At 39.3% G+C, this 19,933-nt stretch carries 17 protein-coding genes and 2 pseudogenes; 4 read left to right on the top strand and 15 right to left on the bottom strand.

Going from position 1 to position 19,933, the window contains the following annotated elements:
* Positions 1–151 precede the first annotated feature (151 nt).
* Positions 152–807: pseudogene (locus M3212_RS09970) on the top strand (transposase); the annotation flags it as partial.
* Positions 808–937: 130 nt separating this feature from the next.
* On the opposite strand, the gene M3212_RS09965 reads toward M3212_RS09970, so the two are convergent.
* From M3212_RS09965 to M3212_RS09920, 10 genes and pseudogenes are all read right to left on the bottom strand, one after another.
* Positions 938–1,042 carry a JAB domain-containing protein gene (locus M3212_RS09965; RefSeq protein WP_434084042.1) on the bottom strand — a complete coding sequence of 35 codons (105 nt, stop codon included), beginning with the start codon at positions 1,040–1,042 and terminating at the stop codon, positions 938–940.
* Between the two features lie 177 nt (positions 1,043–1,219).
* Positions 1,220–1,354 (bottom strand): annotated as a pseudogene (locus M3212_RS09960) (ATP-binding protein); the annotation flags it as partial.
* 314 nt (positions 1,355–1,668) lie between these two features.
* The gene (locus M3212_RS09955) at positions 1,669–2,793 is read right to left on the bottom strand and encodes an ethanolamine utilization protein EutH (protein ID WP_251193818.1); all 1,125 of its coding nucleotides are present in this window, start codon (positions 2,791–2,793) and stop codon (positions 1,669–1,671) included.
* Positions 2,794–2,889: 96 nt separating this feature from the next.
* Positions 2,890–4,440 carry an FGGY-family carbohydrate kinase gene (locus M3212_RS09950; protein WP_251193817.1) on the bottom strand — a complete coding sequence of 517 codons (1,551 nt, stop codon included), beginning with the start codon at positions 4,438–4,440 and terminating at the stop codon, positions 2,890–2,892.
* Positions 4,441–4,630: 190 nt separating this feature from the next.
* Positions 4,631–5,398 (bottom strand): DeoR/GlpR family DNA-binding transcription regulator, encoded by a 768-nt coding sequence (locus M3212_RS09945; RefSeq protein WP_251193816.1) that lies wholly within the window; start codon positions 5,396–5,398, stop codon positions 4,631–4,633.
* Positions 5,399–5,479: 81 nt separating this feature from the next.
* Complete coding sequence (locus M3212_RS09940) at positions 5,480–5,932, bottom strand: CoxG family protein (protein ID WP_251193815.1); 453 nt, start codon at positions 5,930–5,932, stop codon at positions 5,480–5,482.
* 17 nt (positions 5,933–5,949) lie between these two features.
* The gene (locus tag M3212_RS09935) at positions 5,950–6,795 is read right to left on the bottom strand and encodes an NAD(P)/FAD-dependent oxidoreductase (RefSeq protein WP_251193814.1); all 846 of its coding nucleotides are present in this window, start codon (positions 6,793–6,795) and stop codon (positions 5,950–5,952) included.
* Positions 6,780–8,189 (bottom strand): NAD(P)/FAD-dependent oxidoreductase, encoded by a 1,410-nt coding sequence (locus M3212_RS09930; protein WP_251193813.1) that lies wholly within the window; start codon positions 8,187–8,189, stop codon positions 6,780–6,782. The genes M3212_RS09935 and M3212_RS09930 overlap by 16 nt, the downstream gene beginning before the upstream one ends.
* A 1,283-nt stretch (positions 8,190–9,472) precedes the next feature.
* Complete coding sequence (locus M3212_RS09925; protein ID WP_251193916.1) at positions 9,473–10,204, bottom strand: Fic family protein; 732 nt, start codon at positions 10,202–10,204, stop codon at positions 9,473–9,475.
* A gap of 245 nt (positions 10,205–10,449) precedes the next feature.
* Positions 10,450–12,801 (bottom strand): TOTE conflict system archaeo-eukaryotic primase domain-containing protein, encoded by a 2,352-nt coding sequence (locus tag M3212_RS09920; protein WP_251193812.1) that lies wholly within the window; start codon positions 12,799–12,801, stop codon positions 10,450–10,452.
* 178 nt (positions 12,802–12,979) lie between these two features.
* Between M3212_RS09920 and M3212_RS09915 the strand changes: the two genes are divergently transcribed.
* Entirely contained in the window at positions 12,980–13,276 is a 297-nt protein-coding gene (locus M3212_RS09915) for a hypothetical protein (RefSeq protein ID WP_251193811.1), read from the top strand.
* 420 nt (positions 13,277–13,696) lie between these two features.
* On the opposite strand, the gene groL is transcribed toward M3212_RS09915, so the two are convergent.
* Together groL and groES are read right to left on the bottom strand one after the other, a co-directional pair.
* Entirely contained in the window at positions 13,697–15,331 is a 1,635-nt protein-coding gene (gene groL, locus M3212_RS09910) for a chaperonin GroEL (RefSeq protein WP_251193810.1), read from the bottom strand.
* A gap of 46 nt (positions 15,332–15,377) precedes the next feature.
* The gene (gene groES / locus M3212_RS09905; protein WP_251193809.1) at positions 15,378–15,662 is read right to left on the bottom strand and encodes a co-chaperone GroES; all 285 of its coding nucleotides are present in this window, start codon (positions 15,660–15,662) and stop codon (positions 15,378–15,380) included.
* Positions 15,663–15,978: 316 nt separating this feature from the next.
* Here groES and M3212_RS09900 point away from each other — a divergent pair, with 316 nt between their 5' ends.
* Entirely contained in the window at positions 15,979–16,704 is a 726-nt protein-coding gene (locus M3212_RS09900; RefSeq protein ID WP_251193808.1) for a CPBP family intramembrane glutamic endopeptidase, read from the top strand.
* Entirely contained in the window at positions 16,701–16,916 is a 216-nt protein-coding gene (locus M3212_RS09895; RefSeq protein WP_251193807.1) for a YdiK family protein, read from the top strand. The genes M3212_RS09900 and M3212_RS09895 overlap by 4 nt, the downstream gene beginning before the upstream one ends.
* Before the next feature lie 298 nt (positions 16,917–17,214).
* Here M3212_RS09895 and M3212_RS09890 read toward each other — a convergent pair whose 3' ends face one another.
* From M3212_RS09890 to M3212_RS09880, 3 genes are read right to left on the bottom strand one after another with little or no spacing between them, the layout of a single operon-like run.
* On the bottom strand, positions 17,215–17,310 hold the full coding sequence (locus M3212_RS09890) for a DUF4349 domain-containing protein (protein ID WP_251193806.1): 96 nt from the start codon (positions 17,308–17,310) through the stop codon (positions 17,215–17,217).
* A gap of 11 nt (positions 17,311–17,321) precedes the next feature.
* Positions 17,322–18,335, bottom strand: a complete 1,014-nt coding sequence (locus M3212_RS09885; protein WP_251193805.1) for a cytochrome d ubiquinol oxidase subunit II — start codon at positions 18,333–18,335, stop codon at positions 17,322–17,324.
* A gap of 11 nt (positions 18,336–18,346) precedes the next feature.
* Positions 18,347–19,678, bottom strand: a complete 1,332-nt coding sequence (locus tag M3212_RS09880; protein ID WP_251193804.1) for a cytochrome ubiquinol oxidase subunit I — start codon at positions 19,676–19,678, stop codon at positions 18,347–18,349.
* Between the last annotated feature and the right edge of the window lie 255 nt (positions 19,679–19,933).

Below are 19,933 nucleotides of genomic sequence, written 5' to 3'. Positions count from 1 at the left end.
ACTACAGAACACGAAGAAACAAAACTTTTGAGTAGAAGAGAATTAAAAGTAAGAGAAGAATTGCCTAAGGAGAAAGCAGAAAGTGCTGCCGCAGAATTAGAGAGCGTAAGTTGTTTAATGGTTATACTTCCTAGGAGGGGCATGATCATGTATGCATGACTACGCAAATAAAACGATTAAAGAATTGACAAGTGAGTATAAATCGGTTGAGGACGTTCTTGAAATGATGAAAAACTTTTAAGGGCACGTTTTAGGAAGTGTTTGAAGCTGAAATCGACTCTCAGCTAGGTACAAAAGGGTGACAATACCGGCAATAACCGGAACGGGTATAGTCAAAAAACAATTAAACGAAATTTGGTAACTCAGAGCTTAAAATACTTAGTATCCTATTGTGTTTCTTAATACGATCCACCTTAATATGCGGAAAGATAATCGAATCATCAATAAGACAGCCTCCAGTGTGTTGGGCATCTCCGAGTCCGGCCCAGAAGAAAATTCTCGGTATTTGGATTGGACAGAATGAAAGTGCTAGCTTCTGGCTAGGAGTGTGTACAGACCTTAAAAATAGAAAGAGGTTGCCAATATCCTCACTGCTTGTAAGGATGAGCTTTCTGGCTTTTCTAAAGCCATCCAATCTGTTTTCCTGCAGACAGAAATTAAATTGTGTGTCATCCATCAAATCCACAACTCTATGAAATAACATACAAAGAACAGAACCAAATAATGTTCGATTTTAAGAAAGTCTATCAAGCGTTAACTATTGAGGAAACAGAATTGGCTTTTCAGGAGTTTACGTATAAATGGGGTGTAGTAGCACTTGTCTTAAACATATCCTTTCAATGACACATATTCCTCCTTGTCCGATAATTACATGGTCTAATAGGTCATCTAATTGTTTTTTCCTACGTCCCTCAATCTTTTTATTACTTCTATATCTTCATGACTTGTACTGACTTGGATGGTTATGTGCCACAATAATTAAAGTACTTAATCTAATTGCTTCTTTGAATGTCTCTCTTGGACGAACAATACTTGAGTTTATTGAACCTTAAAAAATATGCTTTCTTCCAATAAGAACATTTGTTGTATTAAGAAAAATAGCTTCAAAATGTTCTTGTTGTAAACCTTTTAAATCATTGGAATATCTTGCCGCATCTTCTGTGTAACCGCCAAGTAGAAATTTACACTTTTTGCTAATTAGCACTTTACACTTGCCTATTTAGAATATATTTTTTCTGTTTTTCATTCGATAGCTATCACCATTCATATGGATAACTTCTACTCGATGTAATAGTCGGTCTAAAATTGCGGTGGTAATGCCCTGTTCGCTCATCCATTCACTCCATTGCTCAGGACTTTATTTAATGAACTAAACCCGGTATAATGTGCTTGTTTAATTTTAAAGTGATCTAAAAGTTTCATAAAGGGCATTGAATAACAGTTATGGACAAGTTAAGAACTTTTCCTTTTAATTCAACAACTAAAAAAAGGTTCCTCTTGGTAAACGGAGGAACCTCTTTAGTAGTTTATTGTTATAATTACCTACCAAAGAATAACTTTTACGCTGTAGTTTTTACTATTAGCTCAACATTAATAGTTAAAGTGTTTCCATATAAAAATTGTTACTATTGAACAAACCTACTGGGCATCCCTTTCTATTTAAGCACTTTAAGAAGTCTTTGCTACTTTAGCAGTTTCCTCATTTAAAACGTAGTTTTGACTAGCTAAATCCCTACTAAGCCAATATGCAACTCCAATAGCAAACACTCCAGCAATTAATTTACTCACGATAACAGCAGTTATCATACTTGGCTGAACCCCTCCTGTAAATCCAAGATGGTCTCCTAATGCAGCTGTGGCTGGTACAAGAAATGCTACGTTAAGGACTTTCCCTCTGTTATCCATATCCTTAATCATTTTATATACCGGAATACTATTAGCCATACTTATAACAATTCCGGCAGCCCCAACAGAGTTCATTCCTAATAATCTCCCTAATTTTTGTAAAGGTTTTTCTAAAACTTTGACGATAAGATGTAATATCGGGAAAGCGCCAAGTAATATAATTCCAATATGGCCTACAACTTCAACACCTTCCATTATTGGAGCCATACCCGGTATAATTACAACTCCTGTAAGAAATTCAAATCCAGCAGCTAAAAGGCCTGCAGTAATGATGACCACCATAATTTTGGAAAAGAGTAATGCACACCGAATAAAAAAGTCCGGCTTTGTGATTAGACCTATAATCAATACAATGGATAAAATAATAACAGGAATAAGATTGATAAGCATCCCAACTAAGTCAAATCCTGCAATACTCCCACCAACAAGAGCACCTATAGGAATGGTAGTTAACCCCGCAAGTATACCTTTTGCAAAAAATGGTCTGTCTTTAAAATCTATTAACCCGATACCAACAGGGATAGAAAATACAATTGTACATCCTAGCATTGATGCAACTATTAATCCAGAGAAAAGAGCAGCTTGTTCACTCTCAGCTAATTCCATTGCCAGCTGGTATCCTCCCATATCAATCGCGAGAATGGAGGCAAACATTGAAGGGTCAGCTCCAACCAAACCAAAAATTGGTACTATTATTGGACTTAGGATTTTAGCAAGCACAGGCGATAGTGTAATAATACCAATCATACCCAAAGCCAATGGACCCATCGCGTTAAATCCTTCCTCAAATTTTTCCCCCAGTCCAAATTTATTACCTATTATTCTATCTACTCCACCAAGAATTATACCAATGGCCATAACCCAAATTATTAATTCATCGAATGACATACCTATCGCTCCTTTTAATTTTTTTAACTTTCTTTTCAAGGGAGACTTAGCATTGATGTAGTTTTAATAATTTAAACCTCACTATGGAGATTTGATTTAAGTGAGCATAGCAGTGGATTTTCCACCCTCTTTATGAATCCCTTGGAGTCCATGGACGATTTTTTTCCAATGCTTCCTTACTACTTCCTTATTATGATTATTCATTTTGGGGTAATAGATTTTAGACTCAATTAAGTTCGATTCTTTTAAAGCTTCCGGTATCCACCAATTAAGTGCTTCTCCTACTAAATACCCCAAACCAACCCCAGTTGTTTCAACTGTACTTGGCACTTCAACAGGAATACCTAATATGTTAGCCTGAAACTGCATTAGATATGGATTTTCAGTAAGACGACCATCTACTTTTAAGGATTTTAATGGTCTAGAAGATACCTTATTCATCTCCTCCAGTACATCAGCGACACGATGAGCAATTCCTTCTAATATGGATTTAGCCATATCTTCCTTAGAGGTATTGTGTGATATCCCTACAAACCCACCCCTTATATCAGAATCCCAATAAGGTGTAGCCATACCGCTTAACGCTGGGACAAACCAGACATCGCTAGATTCATTATGCTTCAATTGTTCATACCATGTTTCGGAAGCACTTTGGAGCTCCTCGACGCCAGGATATAAATTCATCGAATTAATTCCCCATTCAATCGCGGACCCTGCAGAATATATAGCTCCATCATAGGCGTAATTTACTCTGTTATTCTTCTTCCAAACTATCGTTGACATTAGGTTTTTATTATCAGCAGGCCGTACATCCTCGCCTACATTCATATAGACAAAACACCCAGTTCCGAAAGTACATTTAGAAGAACCTGGTTCAATACATAGGTGTCCATATAATGCTGCTGGTTGATCAACCATGCTCACTCTTATCGGAGCTTCAATTCCACAAAATACACTTGGATTCGTAGTACCAAAAAAGCCTACAGTTGGCTCAACTGATGGAAGCCAATCCCGTTCAATTTGAAGATAATCCATTATTTCTTGATCCCATTCTTCTGAATAAATGTTATACAAAAGTGTCCGCGCTGCAGTCGAAGAATCAGTTAAGAATGACTCCCCCCCTGTCATTTTCCATATTAACCAAGAATCAAGAGTACTACATCGGGCTACATTTAACTGAATGGCCTCCTGCACACTTTCTATATTCTCCATCATCCAGCGTATCTTTGTTGCTGAAAAGTAGGGATCAATATGCAAGCCCGTTTTCCGATTGACTTTCTCGTTCCAATTCTCTTCCTCTCTCCAATTTTCTGAAATTTCTTGGGAACGTCGGCAAGACCATAATACGGCTGGGTAAAGTGGCCTACCGTCATCGGAGTCCCAAAACATTACTGTTTCACCCTGATTTGCTAGCCCCACAGCCTCTATCTCTTTAGGGGTAACGCCACCTTCTGATAAGACGGTTTCAATTCCTGTTTGAATCTTCCTCCATATTTCCTCTGGGTTATGTTCTGCCCACCCCGGCTTAGGATAATATTGATTATGTTTTTGATAACTCCATGCATGTATTTTTGCCTCTTGATTCAAGAGTATTACCTTGGTCCCTGTAGTTCCTTGGTCAATTGAAAGAATATATTTATTTTTCATTAAATCACCTCTAACTTTATAAAAAATTCACCTTCTTTTGAGTTATCATTTCACAAAAGACTCATGGTTAAAATTTGTTAAACAATTAAATACAGAATATTCTGATATATTCTTGTATTTTGACGGCTACTAGTGGCTTATTTTGCCTGCACACCGTCAAAATAGATATTTAAATAACCATCTAGCAATCTTAATTTTCAGGTACAACAATGACTTCAATACCTTTTTCCTCTAAAACGTGAATGATTGAATTCGGCGTCTTTTCATCTGTAATAAGTACTTCTATTTCATGGATATCTGCCGATTTAAAAATAGCTACAACATTTATTTTTGAATGGTCTGCTAACGCATAACTCATTTTTGCATGAGCTATCATCATCCTTCTAAATTCTGATTCATGGATATGAAAATCAGTATATCCGCTGTCAACGGAGAGACCACCAACACCGATAAATGCTTTATCAATGAAAATGTTTTGAATACTTTGATTGCTAATTGGTCCAGATAACGAAAGCTCTTTACCCCTTAGCTCTCCACCACTCAGAATGACTTTGATTCCAGTAGAGTCCGCTAATTCGATAGCTACAAGTAGAGAATTAGTGATAACAGTTAAGTTTTTTCGTGATTTTAACTTTTTGGCCATTAATAAAGTGGTTGTACCTATATCGATATAAATCGCATCCCCGTCTTCTACGATTTCAGCTGCTTTTTCGGCAATTCTTTCTTTTTCGGGTATACTTGTACTAGCTCGTTTAGAATATGGAGGTTCCATGTTCGTTCTGTTTAATACTGCACCACCATGGACTTTTTTTATGAATCCTGCTTTTTCAAGTTCGGATAAATCTCTTCGAACCGTTTGAGGCGTCACCCCTAACTTTTCAGAGATTTGCGCAATGCGTATTGTATTATTTACTTCCAATTGCTCTAAGATTTTTTTATGGCGCTCTTCCTGCAACATTAAATCACCTAAACCTTTTTTTAAAGAATTATACTATATTCCCATTAGGATATGAGCAAAGAAGTAGCGACCTATTCCATATTAAGATGCTTTAATAAATAAAGCCTGTACGTTTTCCGCAAACTCATCACCAGATTTCTTTACAGTCCCTTTCATCAAGACATCCCCAAGAGAAGCTAATCTTCCAGTCATCTGGAGGTCCATATCATACGTGACTTTTGTTTGTCCTTGCTCTACTTCCTCTAGTTGTACTTTAAGTTTTGTTTTAAACAAACCAGCTAGCTTCATAGGTTTACCTACCATTTCAACATTAAGCTCTTCTCCTTCCACCATATCTTTTAATCGTCCATTTGCTTTGAAGCGAATTTTCATAAACTTCGTCTTTACATCCATGTCCGCTTCATACTCTGTATCACTAAGGGCAATCATATTTTCACAGCCTGGGACACAACTTGCTAATTTTTCTACATTCATAAACACTTCCCATACGTTTTCTTTCGGAGCATTGATTGTAAAGAAATCTTTTAATTTCATCATTTATCCTCCCTAATCTAAACAGTCATTAATTCCCTAATGATTCCATGAGATTGAGCTTCGGAATGGTAATCAAACTTATCGGTCTTGTTTGTACAGCTTCCCAACGCGACAATCCCAGGGATGTTGGTTTTCCCCTTTTCGTCAACGACAATAAAATGGTGTTCATCTCTTTCAATCGAAGTGCCCTTTAAATAAAAAGTACACGGAATTGCACCTTCACTAAATACTAAAGTGTCGCATTCATAACTAGTAAACTCACCTGTCACCACATTCTCAAATGTTACTTTACTAATACGAGAGTTTCCTTGGATGTCGATAACTTTCTCTATTTCTCCATCAATTCTTGTAACGTGACTTCCATGCTCTTCTAATAAATTTGCAACGGCTGCGGACACCTTACCGTTCTCAAAAACAATACTTTGATAGCCTGGGAGCTGGTTTCTCTCCAGTAGACTTAAAGCCATTAAAGGAGTCATTATCCCGGAAGGACGTGTACCTCCGATTTGATGGGCTTCTCGTGGCTTTTCAAGAGTACCTGAGCTTAAAATTATCTTATCTGCGAGGATTTCTTTCGTACCTGTTGGGGTTTGAATGCTGAATTCATGAGTTTCTCCGTTTTCTCCTGCAAAAAAACCTACAACCGTAGCTTGTTGCCAACATTCATAAGGCAATTTCTTTGCCCTTTCAATTAAACCTTTTTCCTTTTGAAATTCTTCTCTTTCAAATAGACTCGATCCAAAGCCGCCTATTTCTTTTTCATAATCTACCAGTAATACGCTTTGAATTCCCAGTTCTTTAGCAGTAAGGGCTGACCTAATACCCATTAAACCTGCCCCAATAATAACTAGTTCGTAGTGCATGAGGTTTCCCCCCCTTTAACAGTTAAATATGAGTTCTGTAAACCTTTTAATGGTTGCTGTGAACCATTCTCCTTCATCAAATCCATTATTTTAGGTATACAGCAGTTCCCTTGGCATTCCCCTAGTGTTGCTCCGGTCCTTCTTTTAACGCCATCAATCGTAACAGGAGGAATAGGGCCTTTAAAAGCATTAATAATTTCTCCTTTTGAAATGGACCGGCATAAACAGATAATTTCTCCAGTTTCATCATCATCATCACTAAAAAGATTTGGAATTTCTGTAAGCGCCTCTTCTTTTACTCTCAACTCCAAGCCCGCTTCTTCTAGTTTCTCTCCAACCATTTCGGCTACTCCTGGAGAAGCCGATAAACCAGTTGAACGAATACCTGCAGCATGTATCATATGGTTATTAACATCTGAAGGTTTAATAACAAAGTCTCCTAAACTACAGACAGCCCGCACACCTGCAAACTGACGGATACTATCATATCCTCTTGCATCAGGAATTAATTTCTCACACCCTTTTAGTATTTGCTCTATTCCCTCAGGAGAAGTAGATCGATCATCTTTATCCTCTTGATCTTCCGCTGTAGGTCCAAGAAGGAAGCCTCCAAAAACAACTGGTGAGATTAAGGTGCCCTTGGATTTAGCTGTTGGAACAGGAAGAATTACTTGGGAGACCTCTACTGCTTCTTCCGTTAGCAAAAACTGTCCCTTTCTAGGTGTAATAAGAAAACTTTCGTCACCAATGAATCTAGCAATTTGGTCCGAATAAACTCCTGCTGCGTTAACAACATACTTAGTTACAATTTCTTCTTTGTTTTCAAGGGTGACTTTTAGTCCTTCTGGTATTTCCTCAATACCGACTACTCCATTTCCTAATAGTACTTCAGCGCCATTGAGAGCTGCTAATTCAGCATAAGCACGTGTTGCAGTAAAAGGATCGCAAATAGCTTCCTCTGGAATAACCAATCCACCAATAGCTTTGCTTGTTACCGCAGGATTTGTCTCTAATAGCTCTTCTATACTCACCCATTCTACTTCTACTCCATTTGCCTCAGCATTTGGGATATATTTTCCTTCTATTATGTTTTTTTCTTCCTCAGTAGTGGCTACCATTACAGCACCACAAGGAATGTATGGAATTTTCAAGTCTTCTACTAGTTGTGGCCATAAATTCCTTGACCGTTTTAAACATTCCGCTTCTATTGTTCCTAGGGGGGCATCAAACCCTGTATGAATAATCCCACTGTTTGCTTTACTAGCCCCTTCACAAAGATCTGGTTGTTTTTCAACCAACGCTATCTCTAATTGGTAGAATGATAATTTTCTTAAAATAGCAGTACCAATTACACCGCCCCCAATTACTACAACATCTTTAAAAATGGTTTGCATAGATGTTAACTCCTTTTTGTTACTTTATTTTCTGTTATGTTGCTTTTTGTTATTTTAATTAATAATCGATACGAATATCTAAGTCAATACAATTGTCAGAAAATTTTACCTCCTTTCAAAACTCAAACCCAAACACCAGTATTTATAAAGAATTTACCTTTACAAATTTTAATAAATAAATTGCAATAACCAAATTTAAATGAAACATAAAACAACATATATAAAGAAAAAGCCTTTGAGATTCTCAAAGGCTTTCACCTATTTCAGGTTTTTAGAGCTTACAGATTCAGCTTTTTCCGTCTATCCACCACTACAACATCTACCTACTGCGAATCAATTTAATCTTCCACAACAGTTCGTAATCTAAAGATTCTCTCGTAGCTCAATTGGAGCAGTAATGGTGGCATAGGATTTGTTAGCAATAGTCCCTGACTTACGCCTTTTTACTGTTCCAATAGGGACCAGGCCGTTGTTTCGTCATTCATACCTAAGGCTATCCCCTATATCTTTACTCCCCCCTGCTTCAAAATAAACTGTTTCTTCTATGCAAGATGTGAATTCGCTTCCAATACTCCTATTAAATCTCTATACTTAAAACCTAAACTCTTGGTCCACTACCTCCCCTTCTTCTATGCCTGCAGCCTCCACAACAAGAAGCTGAAGAATCTGCAGCCACTATAGTTCATGAATTGAACCAAGGAACATATTTAGAAGAAACAGATAAGATTTTTAGCGATTTTGCAAAAGAGTGGCTACTTGTCTACAGCGAAGCAAAAAGATCTAAAGCCCGAAACCATTCGAGTACGAGAACATGAAATCAATAAGTTGTTTAACCCAAGAAATGAAAAAAGAAGCCTCTCAAAAGTTCAGCGAACTCATGAGAAGCCTCCGTTAATTAACCTCAATGTTAAGCAAAATGTTAGCATTCCACTCTCACCTTACTCAAAAACTCACATATATCAAGGGTTGAGGGGGGGCAGATTACATCACGCCGCCCGTAAGCTTTGAGTGTGTAACATCTTTAACGTGAGGTGCAAAAAGCGCGGTAAATAAACGTTTTAGATATTGTTGACTGTAACATCTTTAACGTAGATTTACCGTTTTTTATGGGATTGCGTTAGCAAAATGTTAGCAACTTCAAGCTGATATCTGTCGCATTTTCCCACCGTACTCCACACGGCTTGAGTAGTGATCGCAGATAGATGGTGTAGTGTTTGTTGTTTACCTTTTTTACAAATACATTTACTGACGACTTTACTCAATACGTAAATTAACTAAGCATTTTAATTTATTGCACTTAAATAAAGGTTTAATGAATCTTCTACTTCGATTGTAACTAACTTAATAAAGTCATCATATTCTTTCTGTGTATGTGCTTTATCTAATGCTTCGTAATAAGCTAGGCGATTTTCCACTTTAATAACAATTGGTGGAAAACCATCTTTCATTAGTTCTAAATTTAATAACAAGCGTGATGTCCGGCCGTTTCCATCAATAAATGGGTGAATTCCAACAAAAATAGCATGTAACATAGCTCCACGAACAACCGGATGCAATTCTTTTGTTTCTGCTTGGTCATACCATGCCATCAGCTGCTCCATCTCTTCTTTTATGAGGAAGGGAGCTGGCGGTATATGTTTAGCCCCAGAAATAAAAACCTGCTGGTCCCGATATACACCTGCATATTCATCATCAATACCTTTTAGTACAAGTCTGTGTAAATTCTTAATTTGCCACTCCGATAAAGGTTCTGCCTTTTGTACAATCTCCTCTACAAAGTGAATCGCATCACGATGATTCAGAACCTCCAAGTGTTCACGTAGAGTTTTGCCACCAACGGTAATTCCTTCTAGAACGACCTTCGTTTCGTTGATAGTTAACGTGTTTCCTTCAATTGCATTTGTATTGTATGTCCATTCGAGTAATAACTTTTCACGTAAACTTTTGACTGTATATTTGGGTAATGGTCGATTGGCATCTAGAAGAGTTTTTTTCTGATTGATTTGTTCGAACATTGGCTTCACCTCTTTCACTGAAACATATCCTTAAATTGAGAATACCATCGTTGCTCTGCATATACCTACTAAACCAATTTTAATAAAACCTTTGGTAAAAGGTATATATTTTCTGATTTACACCAACCTCTTTTCAATCTTATCTGAAATCCATGAAGAACAGCTTTTTTGCAAACTTACTAAATAGACTCGCAGCTAAAACAAAAAGTAGAACCTTTTGTTAAATTGTTTATAAAGCTTTCTTTCTAGAATAATTGAATTTGTTGGCTTTTCTCTTTGTTTTCACCATATAGACTATAACCAATATTTTTATATCCCTTTAATCGCTTCTCAAACATTTTCTGTAAAACATCCACGTTCGAATCTACATAATCAAACACTTTTACTTCATCTTTATCACTATGATCCCGGTGAAGCCGTCCTACATACTGTTGTAATGTTCCTTTCCAAGAGATTGGCATTGTTAGAAAGAGTGTATCTAATCTAGAATCATCAAATCCTTCTCCAACATATTTTCCTGTTGCAATTAACAATCTCTCCTCACTATCAGGTAATTTAATTAATTTTTCTAGCGCTTGTTGCCGTTCTTTCTTCTTCATAGCTCCTGATAGGATAATAATATTTTTAGCAAATCCTTTGAAAAGCTCATATAGCTCATTTATATGGTCTAAACGTTCCGTTAACACTATAGGAGATCGCTTTTCATCTAGAGCTTGTAGAACATCATTAAAAATCATATCATTTCGTTCTTTATTAGTAGATAACAAAGAATATATAGCTTGTATATCAGTTTCATTCGTTTTCATTAATGTTTCTCTTTTGACAAGAGTTTGTTTAAACGGTCGAATATTGGCTTGCTGTTTATTATTCGTTTTATATCTTATAGGTCCACATTGCATAAATATGATTGGGTGCAAACCATCTTTCCTAACTGGGGTAGCTGTTAAACCATACACTTTCTTCGCTTGGACGGCTCTTAATACCTTTTCAAAACTGACGGCAGAAATGTGATGACATTCATCCACGATAATTTGCCCGTAATGATGTAACTCAGGTTTTATTAAACCATTATGATTAAGCGATTGAATTGTAGATATATCTATGTTATAGGTTGGTTTATTTTTCCCACCACCAATTTGACCAATTTCTTTTACTGGGATGTTTAAAAAAGTTGATAATCTCTCTTTCCATTGCTCAACTAGTTGTGTTCGATGCACAATTATAAGTGTATTGGTTTCATTTCTACAAATTAATGCTGCAGCTGTCACTGTTTTCCCAAAACCAGTATCTGCTGCTAATACTCCATTATCGTAATTAGCCATAGAAGTAACAGCATCCTCTTGTTGGATAGTAAGTTGACCATAAAATTTAGCATCAATGGACTTTCCTACGAATTGATTGTTTAGTATTGTTAGAGATATTTTATATTTAGAGAAAATTCCCTTCACCTTTTCTAATAAACCTCTTGGTAATATGAGCATATTGTCATCAATCTGAGCACAATCAATCATTCTAGGAATTCGATAAGTGGAAAAACGCTTTGCTTGCGCTTTGAAAAATTCTGGATTTCCGAATGTTGCAAGCTTTTGTAATTCATTAAGTATCTTACTAGGTAATAACATCTTAGGAATTTCAATACCTCGATTTAACTCGATAGTTGCTTCTTTTGGCAAGTCAATATTCTCAATTTTCTCTCTTACCTTAATAGGGCTTTCTTCATCGAAATAATTTGTTACTATTTGTGAAATATTTTTTTCAGATATCCTTTTTATCGACGATAGATATTGCCATTGATCTTCAAATTCTTGAAATGACTCATTTACAAAGACACTATTCCCTTTCATTTTTGCTTGTTTCTGTAATGGGAGAGCTATCAGATTGCCAAAACCACCTTTAGGTAATAGATCTTGATTAGGGAACATTCTATCAAAGGAATCCATTCCAACTTCAAAGCGTTTTTCACGTGTTTTCGATAATAGAATTACTCCAAATTTTCTAGCTAACGAAGCACTTATTGCCTTTTCAAAAAAGAACCAAATATGAGCTCCTTCTCCTGAACGGGAGCGTTCGATGTGATATGGTAACTCTAAGTTTTTACAGGTTTCAATAAATGCGCGTACATCCTCTTGCCATTGTTTTTTATCAAAGTCTACAGCCAGAAAATTACACGTATTATCTTCAAGTAACGGATATATTCCCACAGTTTTTATCCCACTTAAATGTTCGTAAATAACTTGGGGAGTTAAGGGATGAAATAATCGATGAGAGCAATCCTGACATTTGATTTTAGGTTTCCGACAAAGCTCTTTATCCCACTCGTTTTCACATGCAGGTGAATAACCAGATTTACCTGTAGTACTCGATTCCCATCTTTGAGCAAAAACATCAGATCTTCCCCGAAATAGGTTCATAAATAGTAAAATTGCAGCTCTTTCTTTAGGAGTAAAATCAGTCGCTGTTTTCTTTATATTAGATGCTCGAATATAAGATGTATTACGACCTTGTACTTTATAAAGATCCTTTTTTAATTGTATATTTTCATTTTTTAATCTATTAATCTCTTTTAATGCTTGATTGAGCTGTTCTTGAATATCCATAAGACTACTCCAATCATTAAAATCTTTAACTCTAGTTTAGCCAAGAATGCACTTATTTAACAGTCTAAATTCTTCATACTAGTAAAATGTTCTAGTTTGATTAAAAGGCTCATCGATTATTTTCAGTAGCGAAAATATAGTAAAAGAATTAGACTTGTTTATAGGGAGTGTGTGTTTTATGGGTAAGAAAAAAAGGAAAAATAAAAAGAGAATTAATGAAGAAACAGACAACTTTGGTACTTGTGTATTATATTGTAAGGATTGTAATTATGAGTTTGAGTTGGAGTGGGATTTAATCTTTGCAATACAAGAAAGTACTCATGGATATGTAGGTTTTCATCTAGAAGATGTAATGATTGATTGCCCTAAATGTCATGAGATTATTTCGACTAGTTCCAAGGATGAAGGTCATCTTGCAAATACCAAGAAAACTGAAAAAAATGCAACAATAGAAGATATTGACTTACCATTTTAAAAACCTTCATCTACAATTCAAGTATCGTACCAATCCGACTTTCAAACAATTCCACATATTCAAATATTAGTCCACCGGCCTCAGTAGGTACTGTGAAACTATATGGGCAGGAATTAGAATAGCAAATAAACTCTTGCAAGAAGATCCAAAAAAACACATAGGAATTAATCTAAGAGAATTTATTGTTACTTTATATCCAAGTATTTCGCAAAAAAGGACTAAAGAACATTCCTTTTCCTTCTCTAACGATTTGACAATAGAATAGAATTAATAAAACTCCTTCTAACGTAAGAAAAGAAAGAGGCTTCTCAAAAGTTTAAGTTTAATCAACTAATGAGAAGCCTCTTTTATATACCTAATGTTAGCATTTTGTTAGCACATCACTTCAAAACCCTTATATATCAAGGGTTTGAGCGGTCATCACATCATGCCGCCCATTCCACCCATGCCGCCCATGTCAGGCATTCCGCCGCCAGCGCCGCCTTCTTCTGGGATGTCCGCTACTACTGCTTCAGTAGTGAGGAACATCGCAGAGACAGATGCTGCGTGTTGTAGGGCAGAGCGTGTCACCTTCGTTGGGTCAACGATACCGGCTTCAACCATGTTTACCCACTCGCCAGTCGCAGCATTGAAGCCTTGGCCGACTGCTTCGCCTTTAAGACGTTCTACGATCACGGAACCTTCAAGGCCTGCGTTGTGAGCGATTTGGCGAACTGGCTCTTCAAGAGCACGAAGAACGATGTTGACACCTGTTGCTTCGTCGCCTTCTGCTTCAACCGCTTGAACAGCTTTAATGACATTCACTAGTGCTGTACCACCACCGGCTACGATTCCTTCTTCAACAGCAGCGCGAGTAGAGTTCAAAGCGTCCTCGATGCGAAGCTTGCGTTCTTTAAGCTCAGTTTCTGTCGCAGCACCGACTTTAAGAACAGCAACACCGCCGGAAAGCTTAGCAAGACGCTCTTGCAGCTTTTCTTTGTCGAATTCAGAAGTTGTTTCTTCCACTTGTGCTTTGATTTGGTTAACGCGGGCTGAAATTTGATCAGCTGCACCAGAGCCTTCGACAATTGTTGTGTTCTCTTTTGTCACAACAACTTTGCTGGCACGTCCGAGCTGTTCAATGGTAGCAGACTTAAGATCAAGTCCTAAATCTTCAGTGATCACTTCACCGCCAGTCAGGATTGCAATATCTTCAAGCATTGCTTTACGACGGTCACCAAAGCCAGGAGCTTTCACAGCAACGGCGTTGAATGTACCACGAAGCTTGTTGACAACTAGAGTCGCAAGCGCTTCGCCTTCTACATCCTCAGCAATGATTAAGATTGGACGGCCTTGCTGTACCACTTGCTCAAGCACAGGAAGAACCTCTTGAATGTTAGAAATCTTCTTGTCAGTGATCAGAATATAAGGATTGTCAAGGACAGCTTCCATCTTATCAGAATCTGTTACCATGTAAGGAGAAGCGTAACCACGGTCAAATTGCATACCTTCTACGACTTCAAGCTCAGTTGAGAATCCTTTAGACTCTTCAATTGTAATAACGCCATCATTGCCGACACGTTCCATTGCTTCTGCGATGATTTCGCCAACTTCATTGTCAGCAGAAGAGATCGCTGCAACTTGGGCGATAGACGCTTTTCCTTCAATTGGCTTAGAGATATTCTTAAGCTCTTCCACAGCTGCTGCTGTAGCTTTTTCAATACCTTTGCGGATCACCATCGGGTTAGCACCGGATGTGACGTTTTTAAGTCCTTCGCGAATCATAGCTTGTGCAAGAACCGTTGCAGTTGTTGTCCCGTCCCCTGCAATATCGTTCGTCTTGCTCGCTACTTCAGCAACAAGCTTTGCACCCATGTTTTCAAATGCATCCTCAAGCTCAATTTCCTTGGCGATTGTCACACCATCGTTTGTAATTAATGGAGAACCGAACTTCTTCTCAAGAACGACGTTGCGTCCTTTTGGTCCAAGGGTTACCTTTACAGCATTTGCTAATGCATCAACACCGCGAAGCATTGAACGGCGTGCGTCTTCGCTAAATTTAATGTCTTTTGCCATCGTTTCTACCTCCTAATTGATTGTATGTAGATCCTATTTTCGATCCTTAACCGATAATAGCGAGAACATCACTTTCACGAAGAATGAGATATTCTTTGTTGTCATATTTCACTTCAGTGCCCGCATATTTAGAGAAAATAATTGAGTCACCTTCACTTACTTCAAGCGCGATACGCTCACCGTTGTCCGTTACACGTCCGGTTCCAACAGCGACGACTTTTCCTTCTTGAGGCTTTTCCTTTGCAGAATCCGGTAACACAATTCCGCTTGCAGTTTTTTCCTCAGATTCAACTAATTCAATCACAATTCGATCACCTAATGGCTTTAACAAGGAAAACACCCTCCTTCAAACCTTTGATTATAATTTTATTAGCACTCATTATCATCGAGTGCTAACACAATTATTATGATAATCATATCGCCCATGTTTTGCAAGTCTTTTATCAAAAAAATTAACGACAAAACGAGTCATTTTTCTCCTCTAGCTTCTCCAAATCCTTCCTGCTTATTCCCTCTCTGTTCATTTCGATTCAACCGGGCGCATCCCTTCTTTTTTCGTGATGAAATATGATAAAATGAGAAGATGCCTGCTAGTTATAAGTAGTGTTTTTTATGTATAGACCTTATATAAAAAGGAGAAAAGCATATTGAATAAACGATATTGGTGGATTCTGATCACATATGTCATCATGCAGCTTTCGGCGATACCGGGTGTATTCATTCTCAAAGAATTCGGCGTTGCAAACGAGCGGATTCCCGGGATTTGGAGCCTGTTTAGCTTCGGTATCGGCCTTGTTATCATTCTTCTGCTTCTAATACCCGATATGCGGGAGCGCCATCTCATTCGCGGACGCTCTTCGCGCGGGGAAGCAGTACGCTGGACAATTATTGGTGTCTTTATGGTATTTGCAGCCCAATATGCGGCCGCTTTAATTGAAGTGTATCTGTTCGGAATTGAACCAGGTTCTGAAAACACGCAGCAAATCATCGAATTTGCCCAGGCGTTACCTGCTTTTATTATCGTCGTTTCCGTGATCGGACCGATTTTGGAAGAGGTCGTATTCCGTCTTATCATTTTCGGGACATTGTATAAACGGTTTAATTTCTGGATTGCCGGCTTCATCAGCTCTCTTATTTTCGCGGCGATCCATTTTGACTTCACTCACTTACTCGTTTACACAGCGATGGGCTTTGTCTTTGCCTACTTGTATGTCAGAACAAAACGGATCCTTGTCCCGATTGTCGCCCACATCGCGCTTAACCTGTTCGTTTCAGTCGTGAACGTCCTGCTCGCTGATGATATTGAGCGATGGCTGCAACAGCTTGAGGAAATTGAACAGCAGATGTCAATGATTACAGGAGGATTATTATGAGAGCATCGCCATTGACGATGGCGCTTCTTTACTTCTTTGTCGGCTGTCTGCTCGTCTTTTTCGCGATTCAAAGCGTGAGCAGCACAGGCTGGACCGTATGGAGCCTGTTAATTATTTCATTCGCCGCAATCGACTTCATGATCTCTCTGCGCTTTTTTCGACTGCGCCGGGTCATCAAGCAAGTCCAAAAGCAAAACAAAAAAAAGAAGTGAGCATTGTCACTTCTTTCAGTCTGTCGACAAAGTCTCGAAAAGCGAGACAGTCGACAGGCTTTTTTGATATAAGTATTTGTCACGATCCAGAGCTTTGAACCCGCTCCCGGGATGGGGGCACGCTTTCCGCAGGAGGGCGTTGAACGAACCGGCACGCCGGTGGATGTCAACCTGCCCTCTCCTCCTGCTGAAGTCGGCCCTCCCCTCCCGTCCGCTTTGTCTAGTTAAGAAGTCCGGAAGATCAGCAGCTTCTTTCCTATCGAACAACAAAATGAGAGGCTCTTTTTAGCCTTTTGCGTCAGTTCTTTTTCCCCTTTGCTCCCCACCAGAAAAGCCCGAGCACCGCCACTACGACGATAAGAATCGGTGCGATCATAATTAGAAAAAAGTCCATAATCCCACCTCCTATTTTCGTCCTTGCACATATTTATTATCAAACAGAAACAGGCGCATTAACAAATAGAGCGACGGAATCAGCAGGCAGAGACCGGCAATGAAAGCGATGATCAGTGCGATCGCCATCGACTCGTTCGTAAAGCCGTCATAAATGGTCAGATGTGGATAGAGCAAATACGGCAAATGAGACGCTCCATAGCCGAAAAAGGCCGTGGCGAACTGGAGCATCACAAAGATGAAAGCTAAGCCGAGCTGTCGCTTTTTCCAGATGAAAAAAACGGCGCCAAGGAAGAACAAAAAGGATAAGCTGAACACCCATGATATATCGAGCATCTTGGCAAAATGCAACGGATTATGCTGATTCAGCGCAAAGAAAACGAGCACACTGGCCAAAATCGTCGGAAAGCTCCAGAATAGCGCATAGCCCCTCAATACTTCAAACGCCCCCATGTCACGCGCTTTATAGGCGTAGAACGAGAGGAAGCAGGCTGAAATGTAAAGCACGCTGACAATTGCCAGAATCACGACCGACCATGAGTAGAAGCTGGAAAACAAGGCGCCGTAATCAAGCATGACATTGTCATTCTCAACGACGATAAAGCCCCCCTCCGAAATCGTCAGCACAACCGATAGAGAAGCGGGAATCAACAGTCCCGTCGCCCCGTACAGAAACTTATAGAGCCGGTTGCCGCGAAAGCCGTAGTGATAAAAGGCGTAATACGAGCCTCTGATCGCCAGCAGGACAATCGCCAAGCTACCGGGGATCAGCAAGGCTGTTCCGTAATAGTACGCCGTCGACGGAAAGAAACCAATAATGCCGATAAAGAAGAACACGAGAAAGACATTGGTTACTTCCCAGACCGGGGAAAGATAGCGGTTGATCACTTTGTTGATAATATGCTCCCGGCCGGTTATCGTCGAATAGTAGCTGAAGAAGCCGGCGCCGAAATCAATCGACGCGACGATCAAATAGCCGTATAAGAATGTCCACAGCACGGTAATTCCGATTAATTCATAATTCATGATCTCCCCCCTTATTCGATTCCCCGATCACGTAATTCCTGTTCAACCGGATTCGATTTAAACATTTTCCGCAGAACGGTCGCACATGAAACCGCCAATACCAAATAGAGCAAAATAAAGAGATAAAGCATCAGGTCCACATGCTGAGACGTAGTCGCTCCCTCCGCTGTTCGCATAAAACCGTTGAGAATCCAAGGCTGCCGGCCGATTTCTGCAAAGAACCAGCCCATTTCAATTGCGAAGAGCGCAATCGGAGCGCCAGCAAGAATCAGCCACAGCAGCGGCTTGTTATACTCATTCCATTTCTTTCTCAGTCTCATAATGACAAACAACATCGAAACCGCAGCCAGGAAGATACCACTTATGACCATCAAATCAAATAAATAATGGACGATCATCGGCGGCAAGTCTTCTTCCGGAAATTCCTCAAGCCCGATCACCTCTGCCCCTGGGTCCCCGTGGGCAAGAATACTTAACGCGTACGGGATCTCCAGCGCATAGGCAATCTCTCCATCCTCGGTCAGGATTCCGCCTAAGATCAATGGCGCTTCCGTCGTCGTTTCAAAATGCCACTCAGCCGCCGCAAGCTTTTCCGGCTGATACTCCGCTAAATATTTACCGGACAAATCGCCAATCAGAGCGGTGACAACGGCAAAGACACAAGCGACAGTCATTGTTAAACGTAACGCTTTTTTATGATAAACATGCTGATTGCCCCGTAGTAAATAAATCGCGGCAATCGCGGCCAGAATAAAGGCCGATGTTAAATAAGCTGATGATAGAACGTGAGCGACTTTGGTCGGCGTCGCCGGATTAAACATCGCCGCAAGCGGGTTAATATTCGTAATGACGCCGTTCTCCACGGTAATCCCATAGGGTGAATTCATAAAAGCATTGACCGTCGTGATAAAAAATCCCGAGGCCGAGGCGCCGATTACAACCGGAATCACAAGCAGCCAATGATGAATTTTCTTTTTAAAACGATCCCACGTGTAAAGATAAATCCCGAGAAAAATCGCTTCAAAGAAGAACGCGAATGTTTCCATAAACATCGGCAAACTGATCGCATGTCCGGCAACCTCCATAAAGCTGGGCCAAAGCAGACTTAATTGAAGACCGATCGCTGTTCCTGTCACGACCCCGACCGCGACCGTTATCACAAACCCGCGCGCCCAGCGACGGGCAAGCAAACGGTAATGCTCATCGTTGCGTTTAATCCCGATCCATTCTGCCAATGCAATTAAGAGCGGGATACCGACCCCTATTGTCGCAAAGATTGCGTGAAAGCCTAACGTAACACCTGTTAATATCCGACTGTATATCACCGGATCGTACTCAATCATTTTTCCTCACCCTCCTTATATCCATGCCTCTGCCAGCCTAAGAAAACCACCACGGTCGCTTTTCTACTCATCCCGCATTTTTATCCTTTCTTATCTCCCCAGATAATGCTCACCTTTTCACATTCGAATTAAAATGAGCTTTAAAATTGAGCCGAGACAAGCTTTTTACTACTGCCACTATCAATATAGGGTTTACAAGGCGATTGTAACATAACGAAAAAGCCGTTGAGAAAATGATCAATGAATATTTTGTGA

Origin of the sequence: Halalkalibacter oceani, from assembly GCF_023715705.1 — a bacterium.
Classification (GTDB): domain Bacteria; phylum Bacillota; class Bacilli; order Bacillales; family Bacillaceae_D; genus Halalkalibacter; species Halalkalibacter oceani_A.
The sequence above is the reverse complement of the archived record's forward strand: the minus strand, read 5'-3'. Positions and strand labels throughout refer to the sequence as shown.

What these genes read in the sequence shown, in the direction of transcription:
- M3212_RS09885 (WP_251193805.1), bottom strand. Translation starts at nt 18,335, where the DNA reads ATGAATTATGAATTAATCGGAATTACCGTGCTGTGGACATTCTTATAC.
- M3212_RS09915 (WP_251193811.1), top strand. Translation starts at nt 12,980, where the DNA reads ATGGGTAAGAAAAAAAGGAAAAATAAAAAGAGAATTAATGAAGAAACA.
- M3212_RS09935 (WP_251193814.1), bottom strand. Translation starts at nt 6,795, where the DNA reads ATGCACTACGAACTAGTTATTATTGGGGCAGGTTTAATGGGTATTAGG.
- M3212_RS09940 (WP_251193815.1), bottom strand. Translation starts at nt 5,932, where the DNA reads ATGAAATTAAAAGATTTCTTTACAATCAATGCTCCGAAAGAAAACGTA.
- M3212_RS09950 (WP_251193817.1), bottom strand. Translation starts at nt 4,440, where the DNA reads ATGAAAAATAAATATATTCTTTCAATTGACCAAGGAACTACAGGGACC.
- M3212_RS09925 (WP_251193916.1), bottom strand. Translation starts at nt 10,204, where the DNA reads ATGTTCGAACAAATCAATCAGAAAAAAACTCTTCTAGATGCCAATCGA.
- M3212_RS09880 (WP_251193804.1), bottom strand. Translation starts at nt 19,678, where the DNA reads ATGATTGAGTACGATCCGGTGATATACAGTCGGATATTAACAGGTGTT.
- M3212_RS09895 (WP_251193807.1), top strand. Translation starts at nt 16,701, where the DNA reads ATGAGAGCATCGCCATTGACGATGGCGCTTCTTTACTTCTTTGTCGGC.
- M3212_RS09890 (WP_251193806.1), bottom strand. Translation starts at nt 17,310, where the DNA reads ATGGACTTTTTTCTAATTATGATCGCACCGATTCTTATCGTCGTAGTG.
- M3212_RS09945 (WP_251193816.1), bottom strand. Translation starts at nt 5,398, where the DNA reads ATGTTGCAGGAAGAGCGCCATAAAAAAATCTTAGAGCAATTGGAAGTA.
- M3212_RS09930 (WP_251193813.1), bottom strand. Translation starts at nt 8,189, where the DNA reads ATGCAAACCATTTTTAAAGATGTTGTAGTAATTGGGGGCGGTGTAATT.
- groL (WP_251193810.1), bottom strand. Translation starts at nt 15,331, where the DNA reads ATGGCAAAAGACATTAAATTTAGCGAAGACGCACGCCGTTCAATGCTT.
- M3212_RS09920 (WP_251193812.1), bottom strand. Translation starts at nt 12,801, where the DNA reads ATGGATATTCAAGAACAGCTCAATCAAGCATTAAAAGAGATTAATAGA.
- M3212_RS09955 (WP_251193818.1), bottom strand. Translation starts at nt 2,793, where the DNA reads ATGTCATTCGATGAATTAATAATTTGGGTTATGGCCATTGGTATAATT.